Source organism: Herbiconiux liangxiaofengii, assembly GCF_041927335.1.
In the GTDB taxonomy this organism is placed as follows: Bacteria; Actinomycetota; Actinomycetes; order Actinomycetales; family Microbacteriaceae; genus Herbiconiux; species Herbiconiux liangxiaofengii.
The window spans coordinates 463,923-490,324 of sequence record NZ_JBHFHD010000008.1 but is presented as its reverse complement, the minus strand read 5'-3'; the positions used below and the strand labels follow the sequence as shown (position 1 = coordinate 490,324).

Genomic DNA, 26,402 nt, shown 5'->3' with positions numbered 1-26,402 from the left:
AGAGGGAGTGCGGGATGGTGCTGCAGGTGACGATCGTGGTCGGCAATCCGCGAGCGGGGTCGCGCACGCGGACCGTGGCCGAGACCCTCGTGCAGAAGCTGCTCGAGCCGGGCGGGTACGAGCTCGAGGTCGTCGAGCTCGCCGACCACAGCGGATCGGTGTTCGATTGGGCGTCGGCCGAGGTTCGGGCCCTCAACGATCGCGTGGCGGCGAGCGATCTCGCCGTGTTCGCGACCCCCACCTACAAGGCGTCGTACACCGGCCTGCTCAAGGCGTTCCTCGACCGGTACCCGGCGAACGGCTTGGCCGGGGTCACCGCCATCCCCGTGCACACCGGCGGCGACCTCACGCACTCGCTCGCGCCCACCGTCACCCTGGCGCCGCTGCTCGTGGAGCTCGGCGCGATCGTTCCGGGCCGGGGGCTGTACTTCGTGGCCGGCCAGATCGACCGGGTCGACGAGATCGTCGGGCACGCGGCGGCCGAGTACGCGGCGAACCTCGGCCGGTTGTCGGTGGTCGAGGCGGCCGTGCGCCGCTGACGCCGCTGACGCCGCTCGTCTCCGGCGCAGGTCGACGGATGCCGCGTCCCTGGTCGGTCGGGGCAGCGCGACGTGCTGCGCATCCGGCCGGGCCGCCGCGCACTGCGCTCCCCCGATGGCGACAAGCCGGACGGGACTCCGGTCACGGTCAGGGCGTGAGCCAGATGGCGTCGAGCGCCTCAGGCGGCACGACGCTGCCGGGGGCGGCCGCTGTGGCGGTGGTGGACGCCCCGGCGGAGCCGGGGGCGGCCGACGGGGGCCGCTCGACCAGGGCGAGGCGCACGGGCTCCGGCGCATCCGGAGCTGTGGCGGGACGCTCACCCGAGACCACCCGCACCGCCGACCCCGGACCGATGCCGTCGGCCGCCAGGGCCCGAAGGAGCGCCGGGTCGCGATCGCTGATGCGCACGACGCGGCCCTCGTGGCCGGGCCGGGCATCGGCGAGCAGCAGCGCGTCGAACGAGGGGACCACGCCGAGCGCAGAGGGAATGGGGTCGCCGTGCGGGTCTTGCGCCGGGTGACCGAGGCGGTCGTCGATGGCGTCGAGCAGGCGGTCGCTGAGGGCGTGCTCGAGCACCTCGGCCTCGTCGTGCACCTCGTCCCAGTCGTAGCCCATCTCGCGCACGAGCCAGGTCTCGATCAGCCGGTGCCGGCGCACCACGCCCACCGCGCGGCGGCGCCCTTCGGGGGTCAGCGTGAGCGGACCGTAGGGCACGTGCGTGAGCAGCCCGCCCGCCGCCAGCTTCTTCACCATCTCGGTCACCGACGAGGGTGCCACCCCGAGCCGCCCCGCGAGAACCGAGGGGCTGATGGGCACGGGCTGCCACTCGGTGTGGGCGTAGATGGCCTTGAGATAGTTCTCGGTGGCCGTGTCCTGGCTCATGATGCACCAGCCTAGCGAGGGGTGGGGTCTCGCCGAGTTGCGCCGAAATGCCCGCTCGGGCGCGTTGTGATGGCGATTTGGCGCAACTCGGCGGGTCGTGCGTGGGCGCGGCGCGGGTTGTGCGGGAGCGCTCGGCGAGGGCCTGGGTAGGGTCGGGGGATGGACGATGCCACTGGAGACCCGGGCCGGGCAGCGGCCGACGCCGCCGAGATCGAGGCCCTGCTGGCCGCCGCCGCGAACGACCCGACGGCCGCGCCCCGTTTCGTCACCGAGCTGCTCGAGTCGACGGTGCTGGTGCCCGGCACGATCGCCCCCGGCCCCGACGGATCGGGTCAGGTGGCCGATCTCGCCGATCTGCTCGACGCCGACGGATCCCGCGCCCAGCCGTTCTACACCTCGGAAGCCCGCCTGCAGGAGACCATCGCCGCCGTGCCCGGCTTCCAGGCGCGGTTCATCGCCCTGCCGTGCCGCATCCTGTGGCAGATGACCCGCGGCGCCACCCTCGTGCTCAACCCGCACTCCGCGCACGGCAAGATGTTCCTCCCCGGCGAGATCGGCCAGCTGCTCGACGGCGCCGCGACGCTCGACCCCATCGTCATCGAGAAGGAGACGCAGGTTCTGGTGGGTCGCCCCGCGCACGTTCCGCCGGGCATGGAGCAGGCGCTCGCCGACGTGTTCGGCGGGCATCCGGAGGTCGAGGAGGCGCGCCTGGGGTGGAAGGTGACGCCCGGCTCGGCGGCCGGCACGGGGCCCGGCCCGGCCGAAGCCGGCGAGCAGACCTACCTGCTGGTCGTGACGGGGGCTCCGGATGCGCGCGCCGCGGTCAGCGGCGACCTCGGGCGGGCGTTGCGGGATCGGATCAGGCGCCCGTGTACCGGCCGGGGCGGTGGTTGAGGGCGAGCACGAGGTTGAGCAGCACCGCGCCCGCGGCCGACAGCAGCACCGTCAGCGGCGGAACCACCGCGAAGGCGCACAGCACCACCGCGAGATCGAGCGCCATCTGCACGTAGCCCGCGCGCCAGCCGAGCTTCTCCTGCGCGATCAGCGCGAGGATGTTGAACCCGCCGAGACTCGATCGGTGCCGGAACAGCACCAGCAGCCCGATGCCTGCGAGCAGGTTTCCGGCCAGCACTGCGAACACCGGGTCGAGCCGGTCGAGTCCGATGGCGAGCGGGTTCACCAGCGAGAACACCGACAGCAGCGCCACGCTGGCGGCGGTGCGGAGGGTGAAGCTCCAGCCCTTCTTCCAGGCGGCGAGGGCGAAGAAGGGCACGTTCACGGCGAAGAACACGACGCCGAAGGGCAGCGGCAGCACGTAGCTGAGCAGCAGGGCGAAGCCGGCGGTGCCGCCGGTGACGGCCCCGCTCGACTTGAGCAGGAACAGGCCGAGCGAGGCCGTGAACGTTCCGGTCAGCACGCCGAGCACGTCTTCGGCGGGGGAGTGCGCCAGGGGGCCGCGCTTCGCGACGGGGGCGGATGCCGCGGCGGGGCCGTGCGGGTCGGCACCCGTGGTGGGCCCCGACGTCGTCACGCCAGAACCTCCGCCGCCGAGGGTTCGCCGGCGGCCGGCACGGCTGCGGGCGCATCCGTCGTCTGGGTGGCGTGCGGATCGAGACCGGCGAGCACCGCCAGCACCCGGTCGTTCGAGGCGCGGTCGGCCAGCGAGATGCGCACGCCGTCGCCCGGGTAGCCGCGCACGAGGATGTGGTGGGCGGCGAGCAGCTCGACGAGGGCCTCGCGAGCGGCGTCGGGCATGCGCAGCCAGACGAAGTTGGCACTGCTGTCGGGCACGCGCCACCCGCGGTCGCGCAGCACGGCCACCACGCGGCCGCGCTCGGCGACCACCTCGGCCACGCGGGCGCGCATCTGGGCCGAGGCCTCGGCGGTGAGCGAGACGAGGGCCGCCCGCTGGGCGAGCGCGCTGACGGCGAAGGGCATGCCGGAGCGGCGGAGTCCGTCGGCGACGAGGGGTGCCGCGACGGCGTAGCCCACGCGCAGGCCGGCCAGACCGTAGGCCTTCGAGAAGGTGCGCAGCACGCACACGTTGGGATGGCGGTGGAAGAGCGCGATCGAGTCGACCCGGCCCGCGGCACCGCCCTCGGAGTACTCCACGTACGCCTCGTCGATCACCACGAGCACCGACGACGGAACCCGCTGCAGGAACCACTCCACGGCCTTCGCGCCGAGCGACACCCCCGTGGGGTTGTTCGGGCTGCACAGCAGCACCACGCGGGTGCGCTCGGTGACGGCGGCGGCCATGGCGTCGAGGTCGTGCCCCTCGTCGGCGAGCAGCGGCACGGGCACCGGCACCGCGCCGGCCAGCCGCGTGAGAATCGGGTAGGCCTCGAACGAGCGCCAGGCGAACACCACCTCGTCGCCCGGGTCGCAGAGCGAGGTGACGATCTGCTGCAGCACCCCCGTGCTGCCCGGCCCCACCACCGTCTCGTCGACCGACACCCCGAGGGTCTCGGCGAGGCGTTCCCGCAGGGCGGTCGCGGACGGATCGGGGTAGCGGTTCACGCTCGCGCTCGAGTGCGCGAGCACGTCGAGCACGGCGGGCAGGGGCGGGTGGTGGCTCTCGTTCGAGGCGAGGGCGGCGGTGAGCTCCGACTCGGCTCGGCGGCCGGCGACGTAGGCGGGCAGGTCGAGAACCGAGGCGCGCGGGCGGGGCAGGTCGTGGGTGGGCATGATGCCAGTGTGCGAACGGATGTGCACGCGCACAAATCGCCTCGCTCCCATTGAGCAGATTGCGTCATCCGGGGCGCTGAGCTGGCAGAATGACCAGCGTGACCCAGCTCGACGATCTCGACGCCCGCATCCTGCTCGCCCTCGACGAGAACCCCGACGCCTCGGTGCTGCACCTGGCGCAGACCCTCGGAGTGGCGCGCAACACCGTTCACGCGCGGCTGCGACGGATGACCACGAGCGGGGCCCTCGGCTCGTTCAGCAAGCGGGTGGCGCCGGCAGCACTCGGGTACCCGCTGGTGGCGTTCGTGTGGATCGCCATCAGCCAGGCGTCGGACCATGAGGCGATGGCGAGTCTGGCCGAGATCCCCGAGATCGTGGAGATGCACGCCACCACCGGCGACGCCGACCTGCTCGCGAAGGTGGTGGCGCGCGACCCGCAGCACCTGCACAGTCTCACCAGCCGCATGCTGCGGGTGGAGGGGGTGATGCGCACGAACACGGCGCTGTCACTGGTCGAGGCGATGCCGCACCGCGTGCGCGGGCTGCTCGAGGGTGTGGCGGGCGCCCCGCGCCCGGCCGGGTAGCGCGATCGGGTGGTGCGTGCGCGCCCGGGGGCGCGTTCGCGCTCCGTGGGCGTGGGGCGGGTCGACCTCGGGGCGGGTCGACCTCGGGTGGGTCGACTTCCGGGCGGGTCGGCTGCCGGGCGGGTCAGGCGGTGAGGAGGCTCGAGGTCATCACGCGGTCGACGTCGATGGCGATCACGACGCGCTCGGGGTTCTCGCGCGGGGTGCGGTACCGCTCGGCGTAGCGGGCGACGGCGTCGGCCACATCGGCCGGGTCGTCGAGGATGCGGGCGGTGCCGGCAAGGGTGATCCAGCGCGCACCGTCGACCTGGCAGACGCTCGCGCGGCCGTCGCGGCGCACGTTGAGCACCTTCTGCGACGGGCCGTTCGTGATGATGCGCACCGTGCCGATGCCGCCCGCCGTCGGAGCGTCGGCGCCCCGGTCGCCGTCGGTGGCCGGGGCGGGTTCGAACGTGAAGCCCACCGGCACCACGTGCGGGAACCCGTCGGCGAGCAGCGTGGTCAGCGTGGCCAGGTGGCGCACGGTCACGAATTCGAGCGAGGCGGCGTTCAGCGGGGCGGCAGAGGTCACGCCTCAACCCTAAGCGGGCTCGCCGTGCGCCGCGTCAGCGCAGGATGCCGCGTCGCCGCGCCGCCGACACCGCGGCCGTGCGCGAGGACACCCCGAGCTTGGTGAAGATGTGGGCCAGGTGCGATTTCACCGTCGTCTCGCTCACGAACAGGTCGGCGGCCGCCTCGGTGTTCGAGCGGCCGGCCGCCACCAGCTCGAGCACCTCGGTCTCGCGGGCGCTGAGGCTCGCCTGCGGTGCCCGCATCCGGTCGAGCAGGCGCGAGGCGATCACGGGGGCGAGCGCGCTCTCGCCACCGGCGGCCGCGCGCACGGCGGCGCTGAGCTCGTGCGGCGGCGCATCCTTCAGCAGATACCCGCTCGCACCGGCGCCCACGGCGCTCAGGATGTCGGCGTCGGAGTCGTAGTTGGTGAGCACCAGCACGTAGGGCGCGGCATCCAGGGCCCGGATGCGGCGGGTGGCGTCGGCCCCGGTCGCCGAGACCGAGGCCCCGAACTGCAGGTCCATCAGCACCACGTCGGGGTTCTCACGCTCGACCACGGCCACCGCCTCGTCGGGCGTCGCGGCCTGGCCCACGACCTCGAAGTCGTGCTCGAGGGCGAACAGGGCCACGAGGCCGGCCCGCACGATGGGGTGGTCGTCGGCGATCACGAGCCGGATCATGAGACCCTCTCGGCAGCGAGGTCGACGACGAGCGAGGTTCCGTGGCCGGGCGACGACTCCACGGTGAGTGTGCCGCCGAGCTGGTCGACGCGCTCTCGGGTGGCGCGCAGCCCGAACGAGTCGGAGGTGCTGCGTGGCCCTGACGCCTCCCGGGGGTCGAAACCGCGGCCGTCGTCGGCGACGGTGAAGCGCAGGCCCGCGGGATCGGTGGTGAGGGTGATGGTGGCGCCCGAGGCGTCGGCGTGCTGGATGACGTTGGCGATCGCGCCCTGGGCGATGCGCAGCAGGGCGGTCTGCACGGGCATCGGCAGATCGAGGGTGTCGGAGACCCGCACCTCGACGCGCAGGTTCTGCGCGGCCCACTGCTCGGCGGCGAGCTGCCGGAGGGCGCCGCCGAGCCCCCGGTCGTCGAGGTCGGGCGGCGTGAGCTCGCGGATGAAGCGGCGGGCGTCGGCCAGATTGGCGGCCGCCGTCTCGCGGGCCAGTCGGATGTGCTCGACCCCCGGCCGCTCGGGGTCGGCGCGTTCGGCCGCGTGCAGCAGCATCTGGATGCTGGACAGGCCCTGGGCCAGGGTGTCGTGGATCTCGCGGGCCAGCCGCGCGCGTTCGGCGAGCACGCCCGACTCGTGCTCGGTGGCGGCGAGCCGGCTCTGGGTGAGCAGGAGGGTCTGCATCAGGGCCTCGCGCTGTTCGGCCTCGCGGGCGAGCGCCTGGTAGCCCAGTCCGATGAGGAGGGCGACGCCGGCTCCCACGAGCGGGCCGACCACCCCGCCCACGCTCCACCCGCCGTGCAGTCCGAGGGCCACGATGGCGACCGCGGTCGACGCGACGATGGCCGCCGGGCCCCACCACCGGCCGAGCAGGTGCAGGTAGAGGAAGAACAGGGGGAAGACGAGGTAGGCCGCCTCGGGCGTGAGCCAGACGAGCGCCATCCACTCGAGCGTGATGGCGCCGAGCCAGAGGAGGCTCCGCAGGCGCGCCGTGCCGCTGCGCCTGGCAGGCGCCGCGCTTGGACGCCCGGGGACCGCCGCTTCGCGCTGGGTCGGCGCCGCGCCCCGTCGGGCGAGCATCCCGCCGGCCGCGTAGGTGACGAGCAGCAGCACGCCGAGCCCCACCACCACCCCGCCCGACCCGCCGGGGGCGAGCGCTCCCCGCACGATCGCGAGCCCCGCGAGCCCCACGAACAGCACGTGCAACCCCGTGCGCAACCCCACGAACACCGGGGTCAGCGGGGTATGGGCCATGGTCGGAATTTTACGCGCCGCCCCGCGGGAGGCATCGTCCGAAAGAACGAATCGGTCACCCGCCATCCGGCCGCCGAACGCCGTCCGGGCGGCCGATGATGTCCGTCGCTCACGCCGGAAGAGTGGAACCTGCCGCCGACCAGGTGGCGGGAGAGGACCACTCATGTTCGTCGCACTCCGCGACCTGCGCTTCGCCCGGGGGCGCTTCATCCTGATCGGCTCGGTGGTGGCGCTGATCACCGTGCTCGTCGGCTTTCTCAGCGGCCTCACCGGCGGGCTCGCCACGCAGAACATCTCGGCCGTGCTGGCGATCCCGGGCGACCGGATCGTGTTCTCGGCCCCCACCGAGGGCGGCAGCGCGAGCTTCTCCGACTCGTCGATCAGCCCGCAGCAGGCGGCCGGATGGGCGTCGACCGCGGGCATCACCGCGGTGCGGCCCGTCGGCATCAGCCAGACCCGGGCCCAGGCCGGTGATGGAGCTCAGGCCGGAGACGACACCGAGGCCGAGGGTGCCGCCGGTGCCGACGCCGGAACCGGCCGCGCCGCCCGCACCGCGGTGGCCGTGTTCGGCGTCGAGCCCGGCTTCGACGCCGGCGCCCCCACCCGGAACGGCCGCCTCGGACTCTCGGCCACGGCAGCCTTCGAACTCGCGGTGGGGGTGGGCGACAGCGTCACCATCGCCGGTACCGCCTACACCGTCGAGAGCGTCGGCGGCGAGGCCTGGTACAGCCACACCCCCGTCGTCGAGATGACGCTGCACGACTGGCAGGCCTCCGCCGCGGCCACCGGCACGCCCGACGCCTACGCCACCGTGCTCGCCGTCACCGGCAGCGCCGACTGGGCGGCCGCTGACGCCGCGAACGCAACCGTCTCCGAGACGCAGCTCGGCTCGCTCACCGCGTTGAGCGCCTTCCGGTCGGAGATCGGATCGCTGCTGCTCATGGTGACGCTGCTCTTCGGCATCTCCGGGCTCGTGATCGGTGCCTTCTTCACCGTGTGGACCATGCAGCGCAAGGGCGACATCGCCGTGCTCAAGGCGCTCGGGGCCGGCACGGGCTGGCTCGTGCGCGACGCGCTCGGGCAGGCCCTCGTCGTTCTTCTCGCCGGCATCGGCGCGGGGCTCGGGCTGGTAGTGCTCTTCGGGGCGCTCGCCGGCACGGCGCTGCCCTTCTTGCTCAGCCCGCTCACCACGCTGCTGCCGGGCGGGCTGATGGTGCTGCTCGGGCTGATCGGCGCCGCATCCGCTCTTCGTTCCGTCACCTCCGCCGACCCGCTGACCGCTCTGGGGAGCACCCGATGATCCGACTCGACGACGTCACCCTCACCTTTCCCGACGGGGATGCGCGGCTCACCGCCGTCGACCACGTCACCCTCACGGCACGGCCGGGCACCGTCACCGGCATCGTGGGGCCGAGCGGCTCGGGCAAGTCGAGCCTGCTGGCCGTCGCCGCCACGCTCATCCGGCCCGACTCCGGGCGGGTGCTCATCGACGGCACGGATGCGACGGCTCTCAGCGCGGGCGAGGCGACCGAGCTGCGGCGGCGCAGCGTGGGGATCGTCTTCCAGCAGCCGAACCTCATCCCGTCGCTCACCGCGGAGGAGCAGCTTGCCGTGATGCGGGAGCTCGGCGGGGGCGGCCGTCGGGGCCGGAGGGTGGCATCGGCACGGGCCGGAGAGCTGCTGGAGGCTGTCGGTCTCGCCGACCACGCCGGCAAGCGGCCCCACCAGCTCTCGGGCGGCCAGCGCCAGCGCGTGAACATCGCGCGGGCCCTGATGAACGACCCGAGCGTGCTGCTGATCGATGAGCCCACGAGCGCGCTCGATCAGGAGCGGGGCGCGGAGATCATGGAGCTCATCCTGCGGCTCACGGCGGAGCGGAGCACGTCGACGCTGCTGGTGACGCACGACCGGGCGCACCTGCCGCGCATGCACGGGGTGGTGACGATCGTCGACGGGCGGGTGGTCGAGGCGGTGCCGACGCGGGCGTAGCCGCGGGCTGCGCGGTGCCTGCAGGCTGCACGGGCGGTCAGGGGGTGGGAGCCACCGCCAGCACGGTGGGCGAGCCCAGCGGCAGGCGGGCGACGATGCCGGCGGGCAGGCCGTCGGGGCCCAGGTGGTGGGTGGTGATCTCGTCGGAGTCCTGGTGCGCCACGTGCAGGCGGTCGCCCACGACGAGATGGTGGCGGGGGGTGCGTCCGCCGCTCGCGACGTCACCGAGCAGCCGGGGCTCGGGGCCGTCGACACCCAGGGTCACGATGCGGTCGCTGCCGCGAATGCCCACGTAGGCGTGGCGCGCATCCGTCGACAGGGCGATCTCGGCGCCGGTGTCGCCCTCGGCGGGCCCCGCGGCGAGCACGGGCACCGCGCCCGCGAGGCGATAGGGGGCGGATGCGCGGTCGCGGTCGCCCGCCGGAACCGGTTCGAGCACCAGCACCTGCACGGAGTACTCGGTGACCACGAGCAGCCGCTCGTCGGGCAGCCGCACCAGATGCCGCGGACCGCAGCCGAGCGGCAGCACCACCTCGCCGGCCGGCACGAGCTCGAGCCGGCCGTCGGCCACCGTCCAGAAGCGCAGCAGGTCGTAGCCGAGGTCGGTCGACACCACGAGGCGGTCGCCGCCGGCGGTGCGGCCGAGCGCGAGCGTCAGATGGGCGCGGCTGGAGGGCGGGCCGTCGGTGCGGGCATCGAACGGCGGGCGGGTCGCGGCGTGCGGGTCGGCGGCGGCGGGCGCCCGCCGGGGCTCGATCAGCGAGCCGTCGGATGCCACGGGGTACAGCAGCACGCTCCCGTCGCCCCAGCAGGCGGCGGTGACGAACCGCCCCTCCGGATCGACCGCCACGTGGCACACCGCCGGACCGGCGTCCCGCGACGGTCCGAGGGCGGCGAGCCCGGTCGGGCGACCCGGGGTGACCGCGAACGCCGACACCGTCGCGCGCGACTCGTCGGCGGTGTATAGCACGGGCGACGACGGATGCGCCACCACGAAGCTCGGCGACGGCACCTGCAGAGCGTCTGCCGCCACCCGCAGCCCACCTCCCGCATCGGTGCCGGGCGTGGCAGCGGTGGCCGGCGGAACCGGTGCGAGCGGCGTCAGCCCCCGCCCGCGCCCGCCGAACTCGGGCGTGTAGCCGCCGGCCCAGAGCAGGGGTGGAAGCACGGATGTCGGGGCAGTGGTCATGCTCCATTGTCGCTTCCGGCCGACCTGAGCGAACGGGGTTGCGCACGTCATCCGCGCAACCCCTGGACAGGTTCGACGATCGTGCTAATTTTTAGGCATGCCTAAAAATCAGGTGCGAGGACGCGCGGGGAGTGCGGGGGCCGCTTCGGGGAACCGGCCGGCCGACGGCGCGGGCGCATCCGTCGCCCGGCCCCGGTGGTGGCACGCGGCGGCCATGCTCGGGCCGGCGTTCGTGGCGTCGATCGCCTACGTCGATCCGGGAAACGTCGCCGCGAACCTCACCTCGGGCGCCCAGTACGGGTACCTGCTGGTCTGGGTGCTGGTGCTGGCCAACCTGATGGCCATGCTGATCCAGTTCCAGTCGGCGAAGCTCGGCATCGTCACCGGGCGCACGCTGCCCGAGCACGTGGGGGCCCGGGCGCGGCCGGCCACGCGGCGGGCGTACTGGGTGCAGGCCGAGGTGGTGGCGGCGGCCACCGACATCGCCGAGGTGATCGGCGGGGCGCTCGCGCTGAACCTGCTGTTCGGGCTGCCGCTGGTGGTGGGCGGGCTGATCGTGGGCGTGGTGTCGATGGGGCTGCTGCTGGTGCAGTCGTCGCGGCGGCAGCGCACCTTCGAGTTCGTGATCATGGGGCTGTTGGCGGTGATCGCGATCGGCTTCCTCGCGGGAACGGTGGTGTCGCCGATCGACTGGCCCGAGGCCGCGGGCGGGCTGGTGCCGCGGTTCGAGGGCGCGCCGACCGTGCTGCTGGCGGCGAGCATGCTCGGGGCGACCGTGATGCCGCACGCCATCTACCTGCACTCGGCGCTCGCCCGAGACCGCCACCACGCGGCCTACGCCCGAGTGGCGGAGCTCACGGACTTCACGACCGGCCCCCACCCGACCCCGCCGTCGCCCCGGCAACGACGGATGTTCTGGGCGATGGCGGATCGGGCCTCCGTCGTTCCCGTGATCGGCCCCGAAACCCCGTCGGTACCCGACGTCGGTTCCGGCACGTTCGCGCCGTCGCCGTCTCGGCTGCGCACGCTGCTGCGGGCCACCCGGGGTGACGTGCTGATCGCCCTGTTCATCGCGGGGGTGGTGAACATCGCCATGCTGCTGCTGGCCGCCGCGAGCCTGCGCGGAGTCGCCGGAACCGACACCATCCCCGGCGCGTACACCGCCATCGACGCCGCCCTCGGCCCCGTGATCGCGACGATCTTCGCCATCGGGCTGCTCGCATCCGGACTCGCGTCGACCAGCGTGGGCGCCTACGCCGGCTCGGTGATCATGAAGGGGCTGCTCACCGTCCGGGTGCCCATCCTGGTGCGCCGCGTGGTCACGCTCATCCCCGCGCTCGCCGTGCTGGCGGCCGGCATCGACCCCACCTGGGCCCTGGTGCTGAGTCAGGTGCTGCTGTCGGTCGGCATCCCGTTCGCGTTGATCCCCCTCATCCGTCTCACCGGCGATGCACGCGTGATGGGCGACTTCGCCGATCGGATGCCGGTGCGAATCGTCTCGTGGACGGTCGCCGCCCTCATCGTGGCCCTCAACGTGCTGCTCATCGCGCTGACCATCACGGGCGCCTGACCCCGCCGGTGCGTCGCGAAAAGTCGTGCTGATGCGGCGCTGAACACGTCTTTTTGCGACCCAACCGCGGGCCGAGGGGCGGGTGCACAGGGGGTGCGCAGGGGCGGCTGACAGGATGGCAGGGCCAGCGAAGGCACCCGGACGAGGGAGCAGTACCCGGACAGCGACAAGACTGACTCGAAGGAGTCTGCAGTCATGTCATGGATCGTTCTGATCGCATCCGGAGTGCTCGAAGCCGTGTGGGCCACCGCACTCGGCAAGTCGGAGGGCCTCACGAGGCTCTGGCCCACGGTGGTGTTCGGCGCCGGGCTCGTGGCCAGCATGGCGGGGCTCGCCTTCGCCATGCGTGAGCTGCCCACGGGCACCGCGTACGCCGTGTGGGTGGGCATCGGCGCGTCGCTCACCGTGATCTACGGCATGGCGTTCGGGGGCGAGGGGTTCTCGCTCGCGCGCGTGCTGCTGGTGCTCGGGATCGTGGGGTGCGTGATCGGGCTGAAGGTGCTGCACTGACGGGTGCGGGGCGGTTCGCCGAGGGATGCGGGGTGCCCGCTGTCGGCCGGGCCCCGCGGCCCCGCCCCCGCGCATCCGTCGCCCCGCCCCGCCACGAACGTTCACCCGGCCGTCGTAGGGTTCACCCATGCCCCTGATCGACAACGCCGTCTACGTCGACGGCCGGCGTGCCCGCGCCCCGAAGAGCCTCGACGACACCTACGCGCTGATGCGCGAATCGGGTGGCATGGCGTGGATCGGCCTCTACCGGCCCGACGAGCAGGAGGTGCACTCGCTCGAGACCGAGTTCGGTCTGCACCACCTCGCCGTCGAAGACGCGCTCACCGGGCACCAGCGCGCCAAGCTCGAACGCTACGGTGACACCCTGTTCGTGGTGCTGCGCCCCGCCCGCTACGTCGACAAGAGCGAGGAGGTCGAGTTCGGCGAGGTGCACGTGTTCATCGGCCCCGGCTTCGTGGTGACGGTGCGGCACGCCGAGTCGCCGAACCTCGCCGCTGTGCGGCACCGGCTCGAGACGAACCCCCAGCTGCTGGCGCTCGGCCCCGAGGCGGTGCTGTACGCCATCGTCGACGAGGTGGTGGACGAGTACACCCCCGTGGTGCACGGGCTGCAGAACGACATCGACGAGATCGAGAAGCAGCTCTTCGGCGGCGACCCCGACGTGTCGCGCCGCATCTACGACCTGCTCGGCGAGGTGATGGACTTCCAGCGCGCCGTGCATCCGCTGATCGTGATGCTCGAGGCCTTGCTGCGCGGTGCCGACAAGTACGGGGTCGACCTCGAGGTGCAGCGGGGGCTCCGCGACGTGCTCGACCACGTGCTCTCCGTGGCGGGCCAGGCCGACGCCTTCCGGGCGACGTTGCAGAACGCGCTCACGGTGCACTCGACGCTCACCACGCAGAAGCAGAACGACGAGATGCGCCGCATCTCCGAGGCGAGCCTCGCCCTCGCCGACGACACCCGGAAGCTCTCGGAGACGAGCATCAAGCAGGGCGACGAGGTGAAGAAGATCTCCGCGTGGGCCGCCATCCTGTTCGCTCCCACCCTCATCGGCACCATCTACGGCATGAACTTCGACGACATGCCCGAGTTGCACTGGGAGTTCGGCTACCCGCTCGCCATCCTGGGCATGCTGGCGATGGGCGGCATCCTGTACGGGGTGTTCAAGCGCAACCGGTGGCTGTAGGTCTCCGGTGCAGTGCTCGCGGCGACGGTAGCCTTGGCGGGTGACGGATGCGGAGGCGATGGCGGGCGGTGAGGCGCCGGCACCGGCATCCGGAAACCCCAGCCACGAGCTGAGCGCGGGCGGCGTGGGGCCGTGGGTGGGCGAGCATCCGGATGCGCCCTGGTACGACCCGGAGCTGCTCGCCGCGGGCGACACCCGCAACGTGATCGACCGCTACCGGTACTGGAGCATGTCGGCGATCGTGGCCGATCTCGACGAGCACCGGCATCCGTTCCACGTGGCCATCGAGAACTGGCAGCACGACATGAACATCGGCTCGATCGTGCGCAGCGCCAACGCCTTCGCGGCCGACACCGTGCACATCATCGGCCGCCGCCGCTGGAACAAGCGCGGCGCGATGGTGACCGACCGCTACCAGCACGTGCAGAATCATCCGGATGTCGCGAGCTTCGTCGATTTCGCGCGGGCCGCGTCGCTGGCGGTGATCGCCATCGACAACGTGCCGGGGTCGGTGATCATCGAGACCTTCGCGTTCCCGGAGCGCTGCGTGCTGCTATTCGGGCAGGAGGGGCCGGGACTCTCGCCCGAGGCGCTCGCGGCGGCGGATGCGGTGGTGGAGATCTCGCAGTTCGGCTCGACCCGCTCGATCAACGCCTCGGCGGCGGCGGCCGTGGCGATGCACGCCTGGATCACCCAGCACGTCACGTTCTGACCCGTCGGGCCGGGCCGGACCGGCCCCGTGGCGAACGACGGAGTCTCCCGGCGACACGCCGCAGGTTCTCCGTCGTTACCGGGTTTCGGCCCGAATCTCCGTCGTTGCCGGTACCGGCGCCGCCGCCGCACGGTCGGGCGCCCCGACCGGGTTGGCCGGTGACCGACGACTCCGGCGCCGCGGCCATCCCGCCGTCGCGACGAACACTCCCACGATCACGATCGCGCCCCCCACGAGGTCGCCCACGTTCGGCACCTCGCCCAGCACCAGCCACGCACTCGTGAACCCCGCCACCGGCACGAGCATCGAGAACGGCGCCACGCGGCTCGACGGGTTGCGCTTCATCAGCGTCACCCAGATGCCCGAGCCCACCACGGTGCCCAGCAGCACCGTGTACACGAGTCCGAGCAGGGCGGGCAGCGCCTCGAGGGTGAAGGCGGTGGCGAGCGACTCGCCGATGCGCTCCGGGCCCTCGACCGCGAGCGAGAGGGCCAGCAACGGGATGGGCGGCACCACCGACATCCACATCGTCAGGCCCAGCGGGCTCACGGGCTTCGCCTGCCGGCTGCAGATGTTGCCGAACGCCCAGCCGAGTGCCCCGCAGAGCGTGAGGATGACGGGCAGCAGCGCCGACACCCCGGCCCGTTCCGCCGCGATCACCCCGAGCCCCGCCACCGCGATCAGGATGCCGACCCCTTGCACGAGCGTGAGCTTCTCGCGCAGCCACACCGCGGCCAGCACCACGGTGAACGGCGCCGACGCCTGCAGCACGAGCGAGGCGAGGCCCGGCGGCATCCCGGCTGCCATGCCCGCGTAGAGGAATGCGAACTGCAGGATGCCGAACCCCAGCCCGTAGCCGAGCAGCCAGCGCACCTTCACGCCCGGCCACTTCACGAACAGCACCGTCGGCACGGCGAGCACGAGAAAGCGCAGCGCCACCAGGAAGAACGGCGGGAAGTGCTCGAGCGAGAAGTGGATGGCCACGAAGTTCACACCCCACAGCACGGCCACGAGGGCGGCGAGGAGGCGGTCGCGGGTGGGCACCTGCTCAGCCTCGCGCCGCGCCGCCGCGCGCACAAGCGAGCATCGCTTCACCCAGGCGGTGGCAGCGGTTCACAATGCTCCGGATGCTCCGCCCGCCGCTTGTAGCCTGGGTGACGTGGCCGCATCCGCTCTTCACCGCGTCGCCGTGCTCGTGCTCGAGGGGGCCAAACCGCTCGACGTCGGCATTCCGGCGCAGGTGTTCACGACGCGGGCGAGCATGCCCTACGAGGTGCGCGTGTGCGGGGCGGCTCCGGGGCTCGTGACCGGAGGCGACGGGCTGTCGTGGCACGTCCAGCACGGGCTCGAGGCGCTGGAGTGGGCCGAGATCGTGTTCATCCCGGGGTACCGGCACCCCGACCGCGACGACCCGCCGCCCGCCGTGGTCGAGGCGCTGCAGGCGGCCCATGCGCGCGGTGCCCGGCTGGCTGCCATCTCCACGGGCGCCTTCGCCCTGGCGGCGACCGGGCTGCTCGACGGGCGGCGGGCCACCACCCACTGGCACTACACCCGGGCGCTGGCCGCCCGGCATCCGCTCATCGAGGTCGACGAGAACGTGCTGTTCGTCGACGAGGGCAGCGTGCTCACCTCGGCGGGCGCCGCCTCGGGCCTCGATCTCTGCCTGCACGTGCTGCGGGGCGACCTGGGGGTGGCGGCGTCGAACCACGCGGCCAGGAGGCTGGTGGCCGCGCCGTACCGCAGTGGCGGGCAGGCGCAGTACGTGCCGCGGAGCGTTCCCGAGCCGCTCGGCGAACGCTTCGCCGCCACCCGGGAGTGGGCGCTGCGGCGGCTGCACGAGCCGCTCGGTCTCGAGGCGCTCGCGCGGCACGCGGCGGTGTCGCCTCGCACCTTCTCGCGGCGGTTCGCCGACGACACCGGGTACACACCGATGCAGTGGGTTCTGCGGGCGCGCATCGACGTGGCGCGCGAACTGCTCGAGCGCTCGGAGCGCAGCGTCGAGCAGATCGCGGGCGACGTCGGGCTCGGCACCGGGGCGAACCTGAGGATGCACTTCCAGCGCATCCTCGGCACGACACCGAGCGAGTACCGGCGCACCTTCTCGCGCGGCACGTAGGGGCGCCCAGGGAGCGGGCGGTGGGCGCGGGGCGCCCGGGGAGTGGGCGGTGGGCGCGCCCGTTCGGATGCGCGGGGTACGCCCGCACGGCTGGCACGATCCTTGCGCACCGTGTCTTCGGCGCCGCTGTCGCGCATCCGTCGGCTCGGCGAATCTGGGGTCGACGAAAGGAAACCCCATGACCCGCATCGCCATCAACGGATTCGGCCGCATCGGCCGCAACGCCCTCCGCGCCCTGCTCGAGCGCGACTCCGACCTCGAGGTGGTCGCCGTGAACGACCTCACCGAGCCCGCCGCCCTCGCGCGGCTGCTCGCCTTCGACACCACCGCCGGGCGGCTCGGCCGGCCCGTCTCGGTCGAGGGTGACGTGCTCGTGGTCGACGGGCGGCGCATCCGGGTGCTCGCCGAGCGCGACCCCGCCGAGCTGCCCTGGGCCGAACTCGGCATCGACCTCGTACTCGAGGCCACCGGCCGCTTCACCGCGGCGTCGGCCGCCCGTGCGCACCTCGACGCCGGGGCCGGCCGGGTGCTCGTCAGTGCTCCCTCCGACGGGGCCGACGTCACGCTCGCCCTCGGGGTGAACACCGACGCCTACGACCCGGCTCTGCACCGCATCGTGTCGAACGCCTCGTGCACCACGAACGCCCTCGCCCCGCTGGCGGCGGTGCTCGACGCCCTGGCGGGCATCGAGCACGCGTTCATGACCACGGTGCACGCCTACACGCAGGAGCAGAACCTGCAGGACGCCCCGCACCGCGACGCCCGGCGCGCCCGCGCGGCCGCCGTGAACATCGTGCCCACCACCACCGGGGCGGCCAAGGCGATCGGGCTCGTGCTGCCGCAGCTCGACGGCAAGCTCTCGGGCGACTCGATCCGTGTGCCGGTGCCGGTGGGCTCGATCGTCGAGCTGAACGCGACCGTGGCGCGCGAGGTCACCCGTGAGGCGGTGCTCGAGGCCTACCGGACCGCTGCCGAGGGGCCGCTCGCGGGCATCCTGGAGTACAGCGACGACGCGCTCGTGTCGTCGGACATCACGGGCAACCCGGCGTCGTCGATCTTCGACTCGGCGCTCACGCGGGTCGAGGGGCGGCACGTGAAGGTGGTGGCCTGGTACGACAACGAGTGGGGGTTCTCGAACCGGGTGATCGACACCCTCGAGCTTCTCGCGGCGAGCTGAGGCCTGGGCGCGCTCACGGCGCCCCCGCTTCTGCCCCCCGAACGCTTTGCGGCGGCCCCGTGAAGCGGCGTTCGGGGGGGGGGGGGCAGACTGCGGGCGGGTGCTCGCCCTTGGGTGCTCGCCCCGGGTCAGCGCCCGTGCTCGGCGAGGATGGTGTCGAGGTCGATGCGCTTCAGCAGCCCGGCCCAGTCGAACGCGCGGGCCGCCTCGATGGCGTCGTCTTCGGCGAGCACCTTGCCGTTGCGCGACACGGTCACGCCCGCGGGCGCTTCGGCGTTGACGATGCGCAGGATCTCGTCGTTCACCGCCTCGGGGTCGAAGTCGGCGCCGTAGCGGGCGTAGACATCGGCGTTGACGGTGTAGTTCAGCACGGTGATTTCGGTGTGGGTCACCCGTCCATCCTCGCTCAGCGGGCAGCGGTGCGATAGAGGTGTGACAGAGCGGATGCGGCGGCCCCAGGCCCCTTGCGGCTTCCGATGACCGGCCTAGCGTGAGGCGTATGCAGAAATCCGACATCCGCTGGAACGACGAAGCCCGCGCCAAGATCCTCGACGACGCCGACGCGGTGCTGCGGGAGGCCGTCGAGGACGTCGCCCGCTCGCACGCCGACGCCACCTCCGACGAGGCCTACGCCGAGCTCAACAGCCGCCTGAAAGACCGCTTCATCGACTATGAGCCGGGGCCTGACGTGCGCAAGTATGCCGACGCCATTGTCGCGGGCGAGTTCCTGCCCGAGTAACGGGCACCCCCGCCGCGCAGACCAGATCCGTCACTTTCCGCCCTAAAAACCCTCGGGTAGGGCGAAAAGTGACGGATCTGGTGTGTCAGGGGGCGGTGAGCTGGGCGTGGCCCGCCCGCAGGGCCGAGCGCAGGTACGCCTCGGGCCACAGGGCGAGCAGTTCGGCCGGCAGCACCGCGGCGTCGGCGGATGCGCCCGCAGCGTACGACTCGCGAACGAGAGCGGCCACCGACTCGAGCTGGTCGGCCTGACGCTCGGCGAACGCGCGGTCGACGGGCGCGCCGTGTCCGGGCACGATCACGTCGGAGGGGTCCACGCGACCGAGCACCGTGCGCAGGGCTGCCGGCCAGTCGAGCGGGAACGAGCCGGAACCGAACATCGGCGGCCCCGACTGCTCGACGACGTCGCCGAGGAACCACACCCGCGCATCCGGAACGAACACGGCCAGGTCGGTGTCGGTGTGGCCGCGCTCGATCGGGATGAGCTCGACGGTGCGCCCGCCCAGCTCGAGCGTGAGCGGCGCGTCGACGAGCACCGAGGGCGGGGTGAGGTGCACGTCGGCCCACTGCCTGTCGGGTTCGCGCGAGGGGTCGGCCTGCGCGGCGGCGAGGCGCGGCGCCTCGTGCTCGTCGAAGTGCCGGGGGAGCAGCGTGTGGCCGTAGATCGCCACGTGGTTGGCGGCGAAGCGCTCGTTGCCGAAGGTGTGGTCGTAGTGGGCATGGGTGTTGACGGCCGCGATCACGGGGCGGCGGAACTCGGCCACGGCGTCACGCAGGATCTCGTCGGCCTCGGCAGGATTGGTGCGGGTGTCGACGATGGTGACGCCGGTGGGCCCCACGACGGCGCCGACCGACACGTCGAGCGGCTCGTACCGCCGCTGGAACACGCCGTCACCCACCTCGACCCACCCGCCACGTGGGCTGGTCTCGTTCTGGGGCGGCCCCTGGCTCCGGCCTGTGTCTGCGCTCATGCCGGCCACGCTATCCGGATGCGCCCCACCCCGCGCGGCCCCGCCAGGCCCCGCCATCCGTCGCAAACCGCCCTCTCGCGGCGGTCGGAGGGCGATCTGCGACGGTTGGGGCGTCGCCGGGGGGAGGGGGGAGGGGAGGAGGAGGGGGTACCCCCGCATAGGGTGGGACAGGTGACCACACGTTCCACCGTTCTCGCCGCTGCGGCCGACACCGCCCTCGTGCTGCTGTTCGTGGCGATCGGCCGCCGCAGCCACGACGAGGACAGCGCGCTCCTCGGCTTCGCCACCACCGCCTGGCCGTTCCTCACGGGCGCGCTCGTGGGCTGGCTCGCCTCCCGCGCGTGGCGCCGACCCCTCCGGGTATGGCCCACGGGAGTCGTGGTGTGGATCGCGTCGGTGGTGCTGGGCATGCTGCTGCGCGCGGCGAGCGGTCAGGGTGTGCAGCTCAGTTTCGTGATCGTGACGACCCTCGTGCTCGCCGCGTTCCTCCTGGGCTGGCGCGCCATCGCGGCGCTGGTCGTGCGCCGCCGGGCCCGCGCCCGCGCGCACCGGGCGTGAGCGACCGACCGTCCGGCACCTGACGACCCGGGTCCCGCACCGACACGCTCTGGCCCTGGCCACCACCCGGGGCCCCGCGCCATCCCCCGACTGACACCCCGCTGCCAGCCCCGCGTGCCTACGCTGAGCACATGCGCTGGAAACTCTGGGCCGCCGCCGCCGGAATCGCCTCGGCCGCCGCCGTGCTCGCCACGGCCGAGGTGATCGCCGTGTTCGCCGGCGCCTCCACGAGCCCGCTCTTCGCCGTGGGTTCGCTCGTGATCGACCTCGCTCCGCCGGGCGTGAAAGACCTCACCATCCAGCTCTTCGGAACCGGCGACAAGGCCGCGCTGCTCACCATCCTCGGGGTGCTCGTGGTGGCGCTCGCCGCGGTGGCCGGCCTGCTCGAGCTGCGCCGCACCCCGTTCGGCGTGGCTGTGCTGGTGCTCGTCTCGGGCGTCGCCGTCGTGGCGGTCACGACCCGTTCGGGCGCGGGCGGGCTCTCGGGCCTGCCGACGGTGGTGGGCATGATCGTCGGCGCCGTGCTGCTCCGGATGCTGGTGACCCGCCTCCGCGCCTGGCGAGACGCCTCGGCCCCCGCCCCCGCCGCGGCCCCCGCCACAACCCGCCCCCGCGCATCCGACCCCCTCACTCCCGTGCCCGCCCCGGGCGCCCGCGCGCGCGGCGCCGTCGAGCGCCGCAGCTTCCTCGTCGCCACCGGTGTCACCGCCGTGGTGGCCGTGGTGGCCGGCGTCGTGGCCCGCTCGATGAACGCCGCCGCCTCGGCCGTGAGCGCCGCGCGCGCCGCCATCACGCTGCCCGCGGCCGCCGCGCCCGCCGCCCCGGTTCCGGCCGGCGCCGACCTCGGGCTCGACGGCCTCGCCCCCTACATCACCCCCAACGCCGACTTCTACCGCATCGACACCGCCCTGCAGGTGCCCAACGTCGACGCCGCCACCTGGTCGCTGAAGATCACGGGCATGGTCGAGCAGGAGGTCGAGATCACCTGGGACGAGCTGCTCGCCCTGCCCCTCGAGGAGCACCTCGTCACCCTCGCCTGCGTCTCGAACGAGGTGGGCGGCGATCTCATCGGCAACGCCCGCTGGCTCGGCTACCCCATCCGTGAGCTGCTCGCCCGGGCCAAGCCCACCGCGGGCGCCGACATGGTGCTCGGCCGCAGCATCGACGGCTTCACCGCCGGAACCCCGCTCGACGTGCTGCAGGACGCCGACCGCGTCGGCATCCTGGCCGTGGGCATGAACGGCGAGCCGCTGCCGGTGGAGCACGGCTTCCCGGTGCGCGTGGTGGTGGCGGGGCTCTTCGGCTACGTGTCGGCGACGAAGTGGGTCACCGAGCTCGAGGTCACCACGTTCGCCGACTCCCAGGGCTACTGGACCCCGCGCGGCTGGACGGCCCTCGGCCCAGTGAAGACCGAGTCGCGCATCGACGTGCCGCGGCGGGGTGCCGCCGTCGCATCCGGAACCGTCGCCGTGGCAGGCGTGGCCTGGGCCCAGCACACCGGCATCGCCAAGGTGGAGGTGCAGGTCGACGGCGGGGCGTGGGCGGATGCCCGGCTCGCCGACACGGCCGGCATCGACACGTGGGTGCAGTGGGTCTACGAGTGGCAGGCCACCTCCGGCGATCACACGATCGCGGTGCGTGCCACCGACCTCTCGGGCTACACGCAGACCTCCGACGAGGCGCCCCCCGCCCCCGACGGGGCCACGGGCTGGCACACCCGCACCATCACGGTCTCCTGACCCGGATCCCGCCCGCCCGTATCCCGCCGAGTTGGGGGGGGGGGGGGGGGGGGGGGGGGGGGGGGGGGGGGGGGGGGGGGGGGGGGGGGGGGGGGGGGGGTTGCGCCAAATCGCCCCTTCCCGGCGCGGGAGAGGGCGATTTGGCGCAACTCGGCGAAGTCCGAGGGCGGGCGCGCGGCGGGTCAGCCGATGAGGGAGGGGCGCAGGTCGCGCAGGGTGCGGTGACGCGTCATCCGTCGTGCGCCGAGGTACGACACCAGCAGGGCGCCCACCAGCCAGAAGAACAGCGCCCCGGCGTCGCCGCCGGCGAGCGTGACGTCACCGCCGTACATCAGCTGTCGTATGCCGTCGACGGCATGACTCATCGGCAGCACCTGGTGCAGCACCTGAAGCGGCCCCGGCAGCGTCTGCCACGGGAACGTGCCGCCCGCCGTCACGAGCTGCAGCACCATCAGCACGAGCCCGAGGAACTGCCCCACACTGCCCAGCAGGATGTTCAGCGCCAGGATGATGGTGGCGAACGTCGCCGAGGTGAGCACCATGAACCCGAACATGCCCCACGGGTGCTCCACCTGGTAGCCGAGCGCGAGCGTGACGATGCCGAACACGGCCGCCATCTGCAGCGCCCCGAGAACCGCCGGCGCCGCCCAGCCCGCGGTGGTGGCCACGAACGGCTTCTTCATGGCGGTGAGGGCCCGCCGTGACAGCGGCTTCACGATCAGGAACAGTGCGTAGATGCCGATCCACGCGGCCAGGCTGATGAAGAACGGCGCCATCCCGGCCCCGTAGTTGCTCGCCTTGGTGACCGCGCTGGTGTCCACCGCCACCGGGTCGCTGATGGTCTGGGCGGCCGCCTCACGCTGGTCGGCGGTCTGGTTCGGCACGTCGTCGAGCCCGGATGCGAGCCCGTCGCGCAGCTGGTCGGCTCCGCTGTCGAGCTTCTGCACGCCGTCGGCGAGGCTGAGCGAGCCCTCGGCGAGCTGCCGGGTGCCGCCCGCGAGCGTCGTGGCGCCCGACGCCGCCGAGGCGATGCCGTTCGCGAGCGTGGGGGCGTTGTCGGCGAGCTGCTGCGTTCCGGCGGCCACCTGGGCGGCTCCGGATGCGGCGGAGGCGATCCCGTTCGACAGCGTCGGCGCCGAGTCGGCCAGCTTCTGGGTTCCGGCCGCGAGCTCCGCGCTCCCGGCGGCGAGGGTGGCGATGTCGGTGTTCGCCTGCTGCACCTGGGCATTGCCGTCGTCGACGGCCGTGGCGATCTGCGCGATGTCGGCGAGCAGCGCCTGCTTCTGCTCGGGGGTCAGCAGTGCGCTGTCGGTGATGTCCTTCTCGGCCTGGGCGCGGGCGGCGGCGGCCTGGTTCACCGCGTCCTGAACGGTCGATGCGAGACCGGTGGCCTTCTCCGAGAGCGCGGCATTGCCCGCCGCCACCTTCTGGGCGCCGTCGTTCAGCGCGTTCGCCTGCGCGGGCAGGTCGGCCGAACCGGCCTGCAGCTGGCCGAGACCGCTCGACAGCTGCTGGGCGCCGTCGTTCAGCGTGCTCGCCTGGGCGGGCAGGTCGGCCGAACCGGCCTGCAGCTGCTGCAGCCCGTCGGCCAGCTGTGCGGCGCCGACGTTGGCGGTTCCCGCCCCCGAGGCCAGGTCACCGGCGCCGGACGCTGCCGTCGAGGTGCCGTCGGCGAGCGTGGTGGCGCCGTCGACGGCGGTGCTGAGGTTGCTGCGCACGGTGGCGAAGCCGTCCAGCAGCTTCAGCGCGGCCTCCTTGCCCACCTGCTCGGTGATGCTGGCGCGCACCTTCTCGGCCACCTGCCCGGCGATCGTGGTGGCGAGGAAGCTGTTGGTGTCGTTCGTGGTGAGCTCCACCACGGCCTGCTGCGGCTCGTTGCCGCTGGCCGAGGTGAGGGCCTGGGAGAAGTCCGGGCCGAGCCGCAGGATGAAGTCGAAGGTGCCGTCGCGCACGCCGCGTTCGGCGGTGTCGGCGTCGGTGACGATCCAGCCCACCGAGTCGTCCTCGAGCAGCTGGTCGCGCACCTGGGTGCCGTAGTCGACCTCCTCGCCGTCGAGGGTGGCGCCGGTGTCCTCGACCACGAGTGCCACGGGCACGTCTTTGAGGTTGCCGTAGGGGTCGTTGTTGGCCCAGAGGTAGAGGCCGGCGTAGAGCACGGGCACGAGCATCAGCGCCACGAGGGCGAGCTTGGCCATGCCGGTCGCCGTGAGCCGTTTCAGCTCGGATGCGACGAGGTGGTAGATCTTCACGCGAGAGGCTCCGGGTTCAGGTCGTCAGAGGAAGCGGTGGGGGCGGCCCCGGCGTCGGCCGGGTCGGTGGCCTCGGTGGGCCGGGCGTGCGCGGGATGCGCGGGGGCGGCCTCCGTGGACGCAGGTGCAGCGGGCGCCGCAGCGGCAGCGGGCGCGGCGGGCGCCGGGAGTGCGGCGGGCGCAACGGCCGCAGTGGCCTCGGCCCGCTCGTCGAGCAGCGGCTGCACGAGCAGCGCCGACGGCGCCCCGCACACCACGAGCACCGCGAAGTCGCGTGCCGCGAGGTCGGCCGCCACGTCGAACCACTCGCGGGGGTCGCCGCCGTGCCGGTCGGGCGACGCGAGCACCACGGCCCGCACCCCGCGTCGGAAGGCGGCCAGCTCGGCCAGCAGCCGCACGCGCAGCGCGGCGGGCACGTCGGCCATCCGCACGTTCGCGTAGTCGCCGGCCCCGGCGTCGGCCAGCGTCTGGGCCACGGTGGCCCGAGAGGTCGAGCGGTCGGCGTACATCAGCTCTTCGCGCACCACGTCGCGCAGCCGCAGGTCGGCGGCGGGCGAACTCACGTCGGGCGCGTCGACCAGGGCAACCGACTCGCGGATGAGCGCCGCGTCATCCGCCCCGTCGATGGTGACCGAACCGCTGTCGGGCACCATGCGCCCGCTCGCGATGAGGGCGAGCACGGTGGGCTGGTCGCCCACCTCGCCCTCCACCACGGTGATGTCGCCGGTCTCGTACTCGAGCGAGGTCTCGCCGAGCGGCACTCCGGCGCTGCCCTTGCTCACGCGGTCGACGACGACCCTCATGACGAGACCTCCCCGGTGCGCTCGACGGAGCTGCCCTCGGCCGCTTCCGGCTGCCGCAGCAGCTCGGCGGGAATCGACTCCACGAGCGCATCCGCGTCCCGCCACGACAGCCCGGCCACCGACAACCCCACGGTCATCACGAGCCGGCGCCCCTCGTCGTAGCCGAGGTCGCCGCGCACCGCCTCGTCGAGCACCCCGATGGCCGCGTCTTCGATCAGGTGCGCCAGCGTCTCCACGGGCACGCTCGCCCGGAACCAGCCCTGCTCCACCCCTGCGCGGGTCGCCCGGCGAACCGAGGCGCGAACCGGCGACAGCGCATCCGCCACCGTCTTCTCGAGCGGGCCGTGCAGCGCCAGCTGGGCGAGCACGCGCACCTGCTGCACCTCGGCCCAGATGGCGGCGCCGATGAGAGCGAGGTGGATGCGCGGGTCGGCGTGCTGCACGTCGGCCAGGGCGGTGGAGATGCGGGCGCCGCCGCGGGTGAGCAGCTCGGCGAGCAGCTCGTCGCGCGAGGAGAAGTGGCCGTAGAGGGCGCGGCGCGAGAGGCCGGCCTCGCCGGCGACGGCGTCGAGCGACGCCTCGGGGTCGCGGCGGAAGACGGCGGAGGCCGCGAGCACGATGGCCTCGCGGTTCTCGAGGGCGTCGCGCCGGGGGGCGCGGGAGGAGAGAGTGGATGTCACGCCCCCGATTCTACGAACTTGCACACCACTGTGCAAGTTAGTTCGGGGAACCCCCAGCCCGCCACGCGGCCGCCGACGCCGCGAGGGCGGCGCGCACCGCGGTGATGGCCGCCGATCCGGATGCCGAGGCCCGGTGCGCGGTGAAGATCGTGCGCCGGGGCGCGCCTGGCGGCACCACGAGCCGGCAGGTGGTGGGCCGACCCGCCCACACCAGTTCGGGCATGAACGCCACCGCGTTGCCCGTCTCGATCAGCCTGATCTGGGTCTGCAGGTCGGCCGTCTCGTAGCGCACGTCGGGCTCGAACCCCGCGGTGCGGCAGAGCTGTTCGGCGAAGTGCCGGCTCGCGGTGCCGCGCGGCTCCATCACCCAGGGCATGCTGCGCGCGTCGGCGAACCCGGTGAGCGGATGCGGGCTCTCGCGGTCGCCCGGCAGCGCCAGCTCGATCGCGTCGCTGGTGAGGTCGTGCCGCTCCAGGCCGTCGAGCCACGGCGCGGAGTGCGCCGGGTACTCCTCGCCCACCACGAGGTCGAACTCCCGCGCCCAGGTGTCGTGCAGCGCCTGCCCCGGCTCCTGCTGGGCCATCTCGATGCGAACGGCAGGATGCTCGTCGGTCATCGAGCGGAGCGCGGCGGGCATGAGGGTGAGCGCCGCCGACTGGAACACCGCCACCCGCACGGTTCCGCTCACCGTGCTGAGCGAGGCCTGCAGTGCCACGTCGGCGCGCTCGAGCGTGTCGAGCAGCTCGCCGGCCGACGCCACGAGCACCTCGGCCTGCGGCGTGAGCTGCACCCGGCGGCCGGCCTTGCGGAGGAGTTCTACGCCGGTCTCGCGCTCCAGTGCGCTCAGCTGCTGCGACACTGCGGAGGGGCTGAAGCTGAGCGCCTCGGCCACGGCGGCGATGGTGCCTCGGATGGCGAGCTCACGCAGCAGCACGAGCTTTCGCACATCGAGCATCCGCTGTTTCTCGCTTTCGTCAGTTCGTCTTAGCAGTATGCGTCAGAAAGCATTGCTTTTGCTGAGGTGTTGTGGAGCCTGACGATGGGC

General features: G+C 73.2%; 28 protein-coding genes and 1 riboswitch. Of the genes, 14 read left to right on the top strand and 14 right to left on the bottom strand.

Features of this window, described 5'->3' with window-relative positions; translation table 11 throughout:
- Positions 1-14: 14 nt before the first annotated feature.
- Positions 15-539, top strand: coding sequence for an NADPH-dependent FMN reductase (locus tag ACEXOR_RS08655; RefSeq protein WP_374849157.1), 525 nt, complete (start codon positions 15-17; stop codon positions 537-539).
- 148 nt (positions 540-687) lie between these two features.
- Here the strand turns inward: ACEXOR_RS08655 and ACEXOR_RS08650 are convergent, their stop codons facing one another.
- Positions 688-1,422: a metal-dependent transcriptional regulator gene (locus tag ACEXOR_RS08650; RefSeq protein WP_374849156.1), complete on the bottom strand. Its 735-nt coding sequence runs from the start codon at positions 1,420-1,422 to the stop codon at positions 688-690.
- 159 nt (positions 1,423-1,581) lie between these two features.
- On the opposite strand from ACEXOR_RS08650, the gene ACEXOR_RS08645 reads away from it, so the two are divergent.
- On the top strand, positions 1,582-2,316 hold the full coding sequence (locus ACEXOR_RS08645) for an SseB family protein (protein WP_374849155.1): 735 nt from the start codon (positions 1,582-1,584) through the stop codon (positions 2,314-2,316).
- On the opposite strand, the gene ACEXOR_RS08640 is transcribed toward ACEXOR_RS08645, so the two are convergent.
- Complete coding sequence (locus ACEXOR_RS08640; protein WP_374849154.1) at positions 2,282-2,953, bottom strand: YitT family protein; 672 nt, start codon at positions 2,951-2,953, stop codon at positions 2,282-2,284. The genes ACEXOR_RS08645 and ACEXOR_RS08640 overlap by 35 nt on opposite strands.
- On the bottom strand, positions 2,950-4,110 hold the full coding sequence (hisC, locus tag ACEXOR_RS08635; protein ID WP_374849153.1) for a histidinol-phosphate transaminase: 1,161 nt from the start codon (positions 4,108-4,110) through the stop codon (positions 2,950-2,952). The genes ACEXOR_RS08640 and hisC overlap by 4 nt, the downstream gene beginning before the upstream one ends.
- Positions 4,111-4,199: 89 nt before the next feature.
- Between hisC and ACEXOR_RS08630 the strand changes: the two genes are divergently transcribed.
- Entirely contained in the window at positions 4,200-4,694 is a 495-nt protein-coding gene (locus ACEXOR_RS08630) for an Lrp/AsnC family transcriptional regulator (protein WP_374849152.1), read from the top strand.
- A gap of 124 nt (positions 4,695-4,818) precedes the next feature.
- Here ACEXOR_RS08630 and ACEXOR_RS08625 read toward each other — a convergent pair whose 3' ends face one another.
- From ACEXOR_RS08625 to ACEXOR_RS08615, 3 genes are read right to left on the bottom strand one after another with little or no spacing between them, the layout of a single operon-like run.
- Positions 4,819-5,265, bottom strand: coding sequence for a pyridoxamine 5'-phosphate oxidase family protein (locus ACEXOR_RS08625; protein ID WP_374849151.1), 447 nt, complete (start codon positions 5,263-5,265; stop codon positions 4,819-4,821).
- Positions 5,266-5,299: 34 nt separating this feature from the next.
- Positions 5,300-5,926, bottom strand: a complete 627-nt coding sequence (locus ACEXOR_RS08620; protein ID WP_374849150.1) for a response regulator — start codon at positions 5,924-5,926, stop codon at positions 5,300-5,302.
- Complete coding sequence (locus ACEXOR_RS08615; protein ID WP_374849148.1) at positions 5,923-7,170, bottom strand: sensor histidine kinase; 1,248 nt, start codon at positions 7,168-7,170, stop codon at positions 5,923-5,925. Before ACEXOR_RS08615 ends, ACEXOR_RS08620 begins: the two co-directional genes overlap by 4 nt.
- Positions 7,171-7,333: 163 nt before the next feature.
- Between ACEXOR_RS08615 and ACEXOR_RS08610 the strand changes: the two genes are divergently transcribed.
- Positions 7,334-8,470 (top strand): ABC transporter permease, encoded by a 1,137-nt coding sequence (locus tag ACEXOR_RS08610; protein ID WP_374849147.1) that lies wholly within the window; start codon positions 7,334-7,336, stop codon positions 8,468-8,470.
- On the top strand, positions 8,467-9,159 hold the full coding sequence (locus tag ACEXOR_RS08605; protein WP_374849146.1) for an ABC transporter ATP-binding protein: 693 nt from the start codon (positions 8,467-8,469) through the stop codon (positions 9,157-9,159). The genes ACEXOR_RS08610 and ACEXOR_RS08605 overlap by 4 nt, the downstream gene beginning before the upstream one ends.
- A gap of 37 nt (positions 9,160-9,196) precedes the next feature.
- On the opposite strand, the gene ACEXOR_RS08600 is transcribed toward ACEXOR_RS08605, so the two are convergent.
- On the bottom strand, positions 9,197-10,348 hold the full coding sequence (locus tag ACEXOR_RS08600) for a lactonase family protein (protein ID WP_374849145.1): 1,152 nt from the start codon (positions 10,346-10,348) through the stop codon (positions 9,197-9,199).
- A gap of 214 nt (positions 10,349-10,562) precedes the next feature.
- Between ACEXOR_RS08600 and ACEXOR_RS08595 the strand changes: the two genes are divergently transcribed.
- From ACEXOR_RS08595 to ACEXOR_RS08580, 4 genes are all read left to right on the top strand, one after another.
- Entirely contained in the window at positions 10,563-11,918 is a 1,356-nt protein-coding gene (locus ACEXOR_RS08595; RefSeq protein WP_374849218.1) for an Nramp family divalent metal transporter, read from the top strand.
- A 118-nt stretch (positions 11,919-12,036) separates the two neighbouring features.
- Positions 12,037-12,100: riboswitch (guanidine-III (ykkC-III) riboswitch) on the top strand.
- Positions 12,101-12,113: 13 nt separating this feature from the next.
- On the top strand, positions 12,114-12,428 hold the full coding sequence (locus tag ACEXOR_RS08590) for a DMT family transporter (RefSeq protein ID WP_374849144.1): 315 nt from the start codon (positions 12,114-12,116) through the stop codon (positions 12,426-12,428).
- 127 nt (positions 12,429-12,555) lie between these two features.
- Complete coding sequence (locus ACEXOR_RS08585) at positions 12,556-13,614, top strand: magnesium and cobalt transport protein CorA (protein WP_374849142.1); 1,059 nt, start codon at positions 12,556-12,558, stop codon at positions 13,612-13,614.
- 58 nt (positions 13,615-13,672) lie between these two features.
- Positions 13,673-14,326 (top strand): TrmH family RNA methyltransferase, encoded by a 654-nt coding sequence (locus ACEXOR_RS08580; protein WP_374849216.1) that lies wholly within the window; start codon positions 13,673-13,675, stop codon positions 14,324-14,326.
- Positions 14,327-14,401: 75 nt separating this feature from the next.
- Here the strand turns inward: ACEXOR_RS08580 and ACEXOR_RS08575 are convergent, their stop codons facing one another.
- A complete protein-coding gene (locus tag ACEXOR_RS08575; RefSeq protein WP_374849140.1) occupies positions 14,402-15,370 on the bottom strand; it encodes an EamA family transporter in 969 nt (322 codons plus the stop codon).
- Between the two features lie 145 nt (positions 15,371-15,515).
- On the opposite strand from ACEXOR_RS08575, the gene ACEXOR_RS08570 reads away from it, so the two are divergent.
- On the top strand, positions 15,516-16,442 hold the full coding sequence (locus ACEXOR_RS08570) for a GlxA family transcriptional regulator (protein ID WP_374849215.1): 927 nt from the start codon (positions 15,516-15,518) through the stop codon (positions 16,440-16,442).
- Positions 16,443-16,620: 178 nt separating this feature from the next.
- Positions 16,621-17,619, top strand: a complete 999-nt coding sequence (gene gap / locus ACEXOR_RS08565; protein ID WP_374849139.1) for a type I glyceraldehyde-3-phosphate dehydrogenase — start codon at positions 16,621-16,623, stop codon at positions 17,617-17,619.
- Positions 17,620-17,747: 128 nt separating this feature from the next.
- Here the strand turns inward: gap and ACEXOR_RS08560 are convergent, their stop codons facing one another.
- Complete coding sequence (locus ACEXOR_RS08560) at positions 17,748-18,011, bottom strand: hypothetical protein (RefSeq protein ID WP_374849138.1); 264 nt, start codon at positions 18,009-18,011, stop codon at positions 17,748-17,750.
- A gap of 107 nt (positions 18,012-18,118) precedes the next feature.
- On the opposite strand from ACEXOR_RS08560, the gene ACEXOR_RS08555 reads away from it, so the two are divergent.
- Positions 18,119-18,358, top strand: coding sequence for a hypothetical protein (locus ACEXOR_RS08555; RefSeq protein ID WP_374849137.1), 240 nt, complete (start codon positions 18,119-18,121; stop codon positions 18,356-18,358).
- A gap of 85 nt (positions 18,359-18,443) precedes the next feature.
- Here ACEXOR_RS08555 and ACEXOR_RS08550 read toward each other — a convergent pair whose 3' ends face one another.
- Positions 18,444-19,328 carry an MBL fold metallo-hydrolase gene (locus ACEXOR_RS08550; RefSeq protein ID WP_374849136.1) on the bottom strand — a complete coding sequence of 295 codons (885 nt, stop codon included), beginning with the start codon at positions 19,326-19,328 and terminating at the stop codon, positions 18,444-18,446.
- Between the two features lie 171 nt (positions 19,329-19,499).
- On the opposite strand from ACEXOR_RS08550, the gene ACEXOR_RS08545 reads away from it, so the two are divergent.
- The gene (locus tag ACEXOR_RS08545) at positions 19,500-19,886 is read left to right on the top strand and encodes a DUF3054 domain-containing protein (RefSeq protein ID WP_374849134.1); all 387 of its coding nucleotides are present in this window, start codon (positions 19,500-19,502) and stop codon (positions 19,884-19,886) included.
- A gap of 131 nt (positions 19,887-20,017) precedes the next feature.
- Positions 20,018-21,625 carry a molybdopterin-dependent oxidoreductase gene (locus ACEXOR_RS08540; protein WP_374849133.1) on the top strand — a complete coding sequence of 536 codons (1,608 nt, stop codon included), beginning with the start codon at positions 20,018-20,020 and terminating at the stop codon, positions 21,623-21,625.
- A 182-nt stretch (positions 21,626-21,807) separates the two neighbouring features.
- Here the strand turns inward: ACEXOR_RS08540 and ACEXOR_RS08535 are convergent, their stop codons facing one another.
- From ACEXOR_RS08535 to ACEXOR_RS08520, 4 genes are read right to left on the bottom strand one after another with little or no spacing between them, the layout of a single operon-like run.
- The gene (locus ACEXOR_RS08535) at positions 21,808-23,874 is read right to left on the bottom strand and encodes a YhgE/Pip family protein (RefSeq protein ID WP_374849132.1); all 2,067 of its coding nucleotides are present in this window, start codon (positions 23,872-23,874) and stop codon (positions 21,808-21,810) included.
- Positions 23,871-24,677 (bottom strand): hypothetical protein, encoded by an 807-nt coding sequence (locus ACEXOR_RS08530; protein WP_374849131.1) that lies wholly within the window; start codon positions 24,675-24,677, stop codon positions 23,871-23,873. Before ACEXOR_RS08530 ends, ACEXOR_RS08535 begins: the two co-directional genes overlap by 4 nt.
- Complete coding sequence (locus ACEXOR_RS08525) at positions 24,674-25,357, bottom strand: TetR/AcrR family transcriptional regulator (protein ID WP_374849130.1); 684 nt, start codon at positions 25,355-25,357, stop codon at positions 24,674-24,676. The genes ACEXOR_RS08530 and ACEXOR_RS08525 overlap by 4 nt, the downstream gene beginning before the upstream one ends.
- Positions 25,358-25,394: 37 nt before the next feature.
- Positions 25,395-26,312: a LysR family transcriptional regulator gene (locus tag ACEXOR_RS08520; protein ID WP_374849129.1), complete on the bottom strand. Its 918-nt coding sequence runs from the start codon at positions 26,310-26,312 to the stop codon at positions 25,395-25,397.
- Between the last annotated feature and the right edge of the window lie 90 nt (positions 26,313-26,402).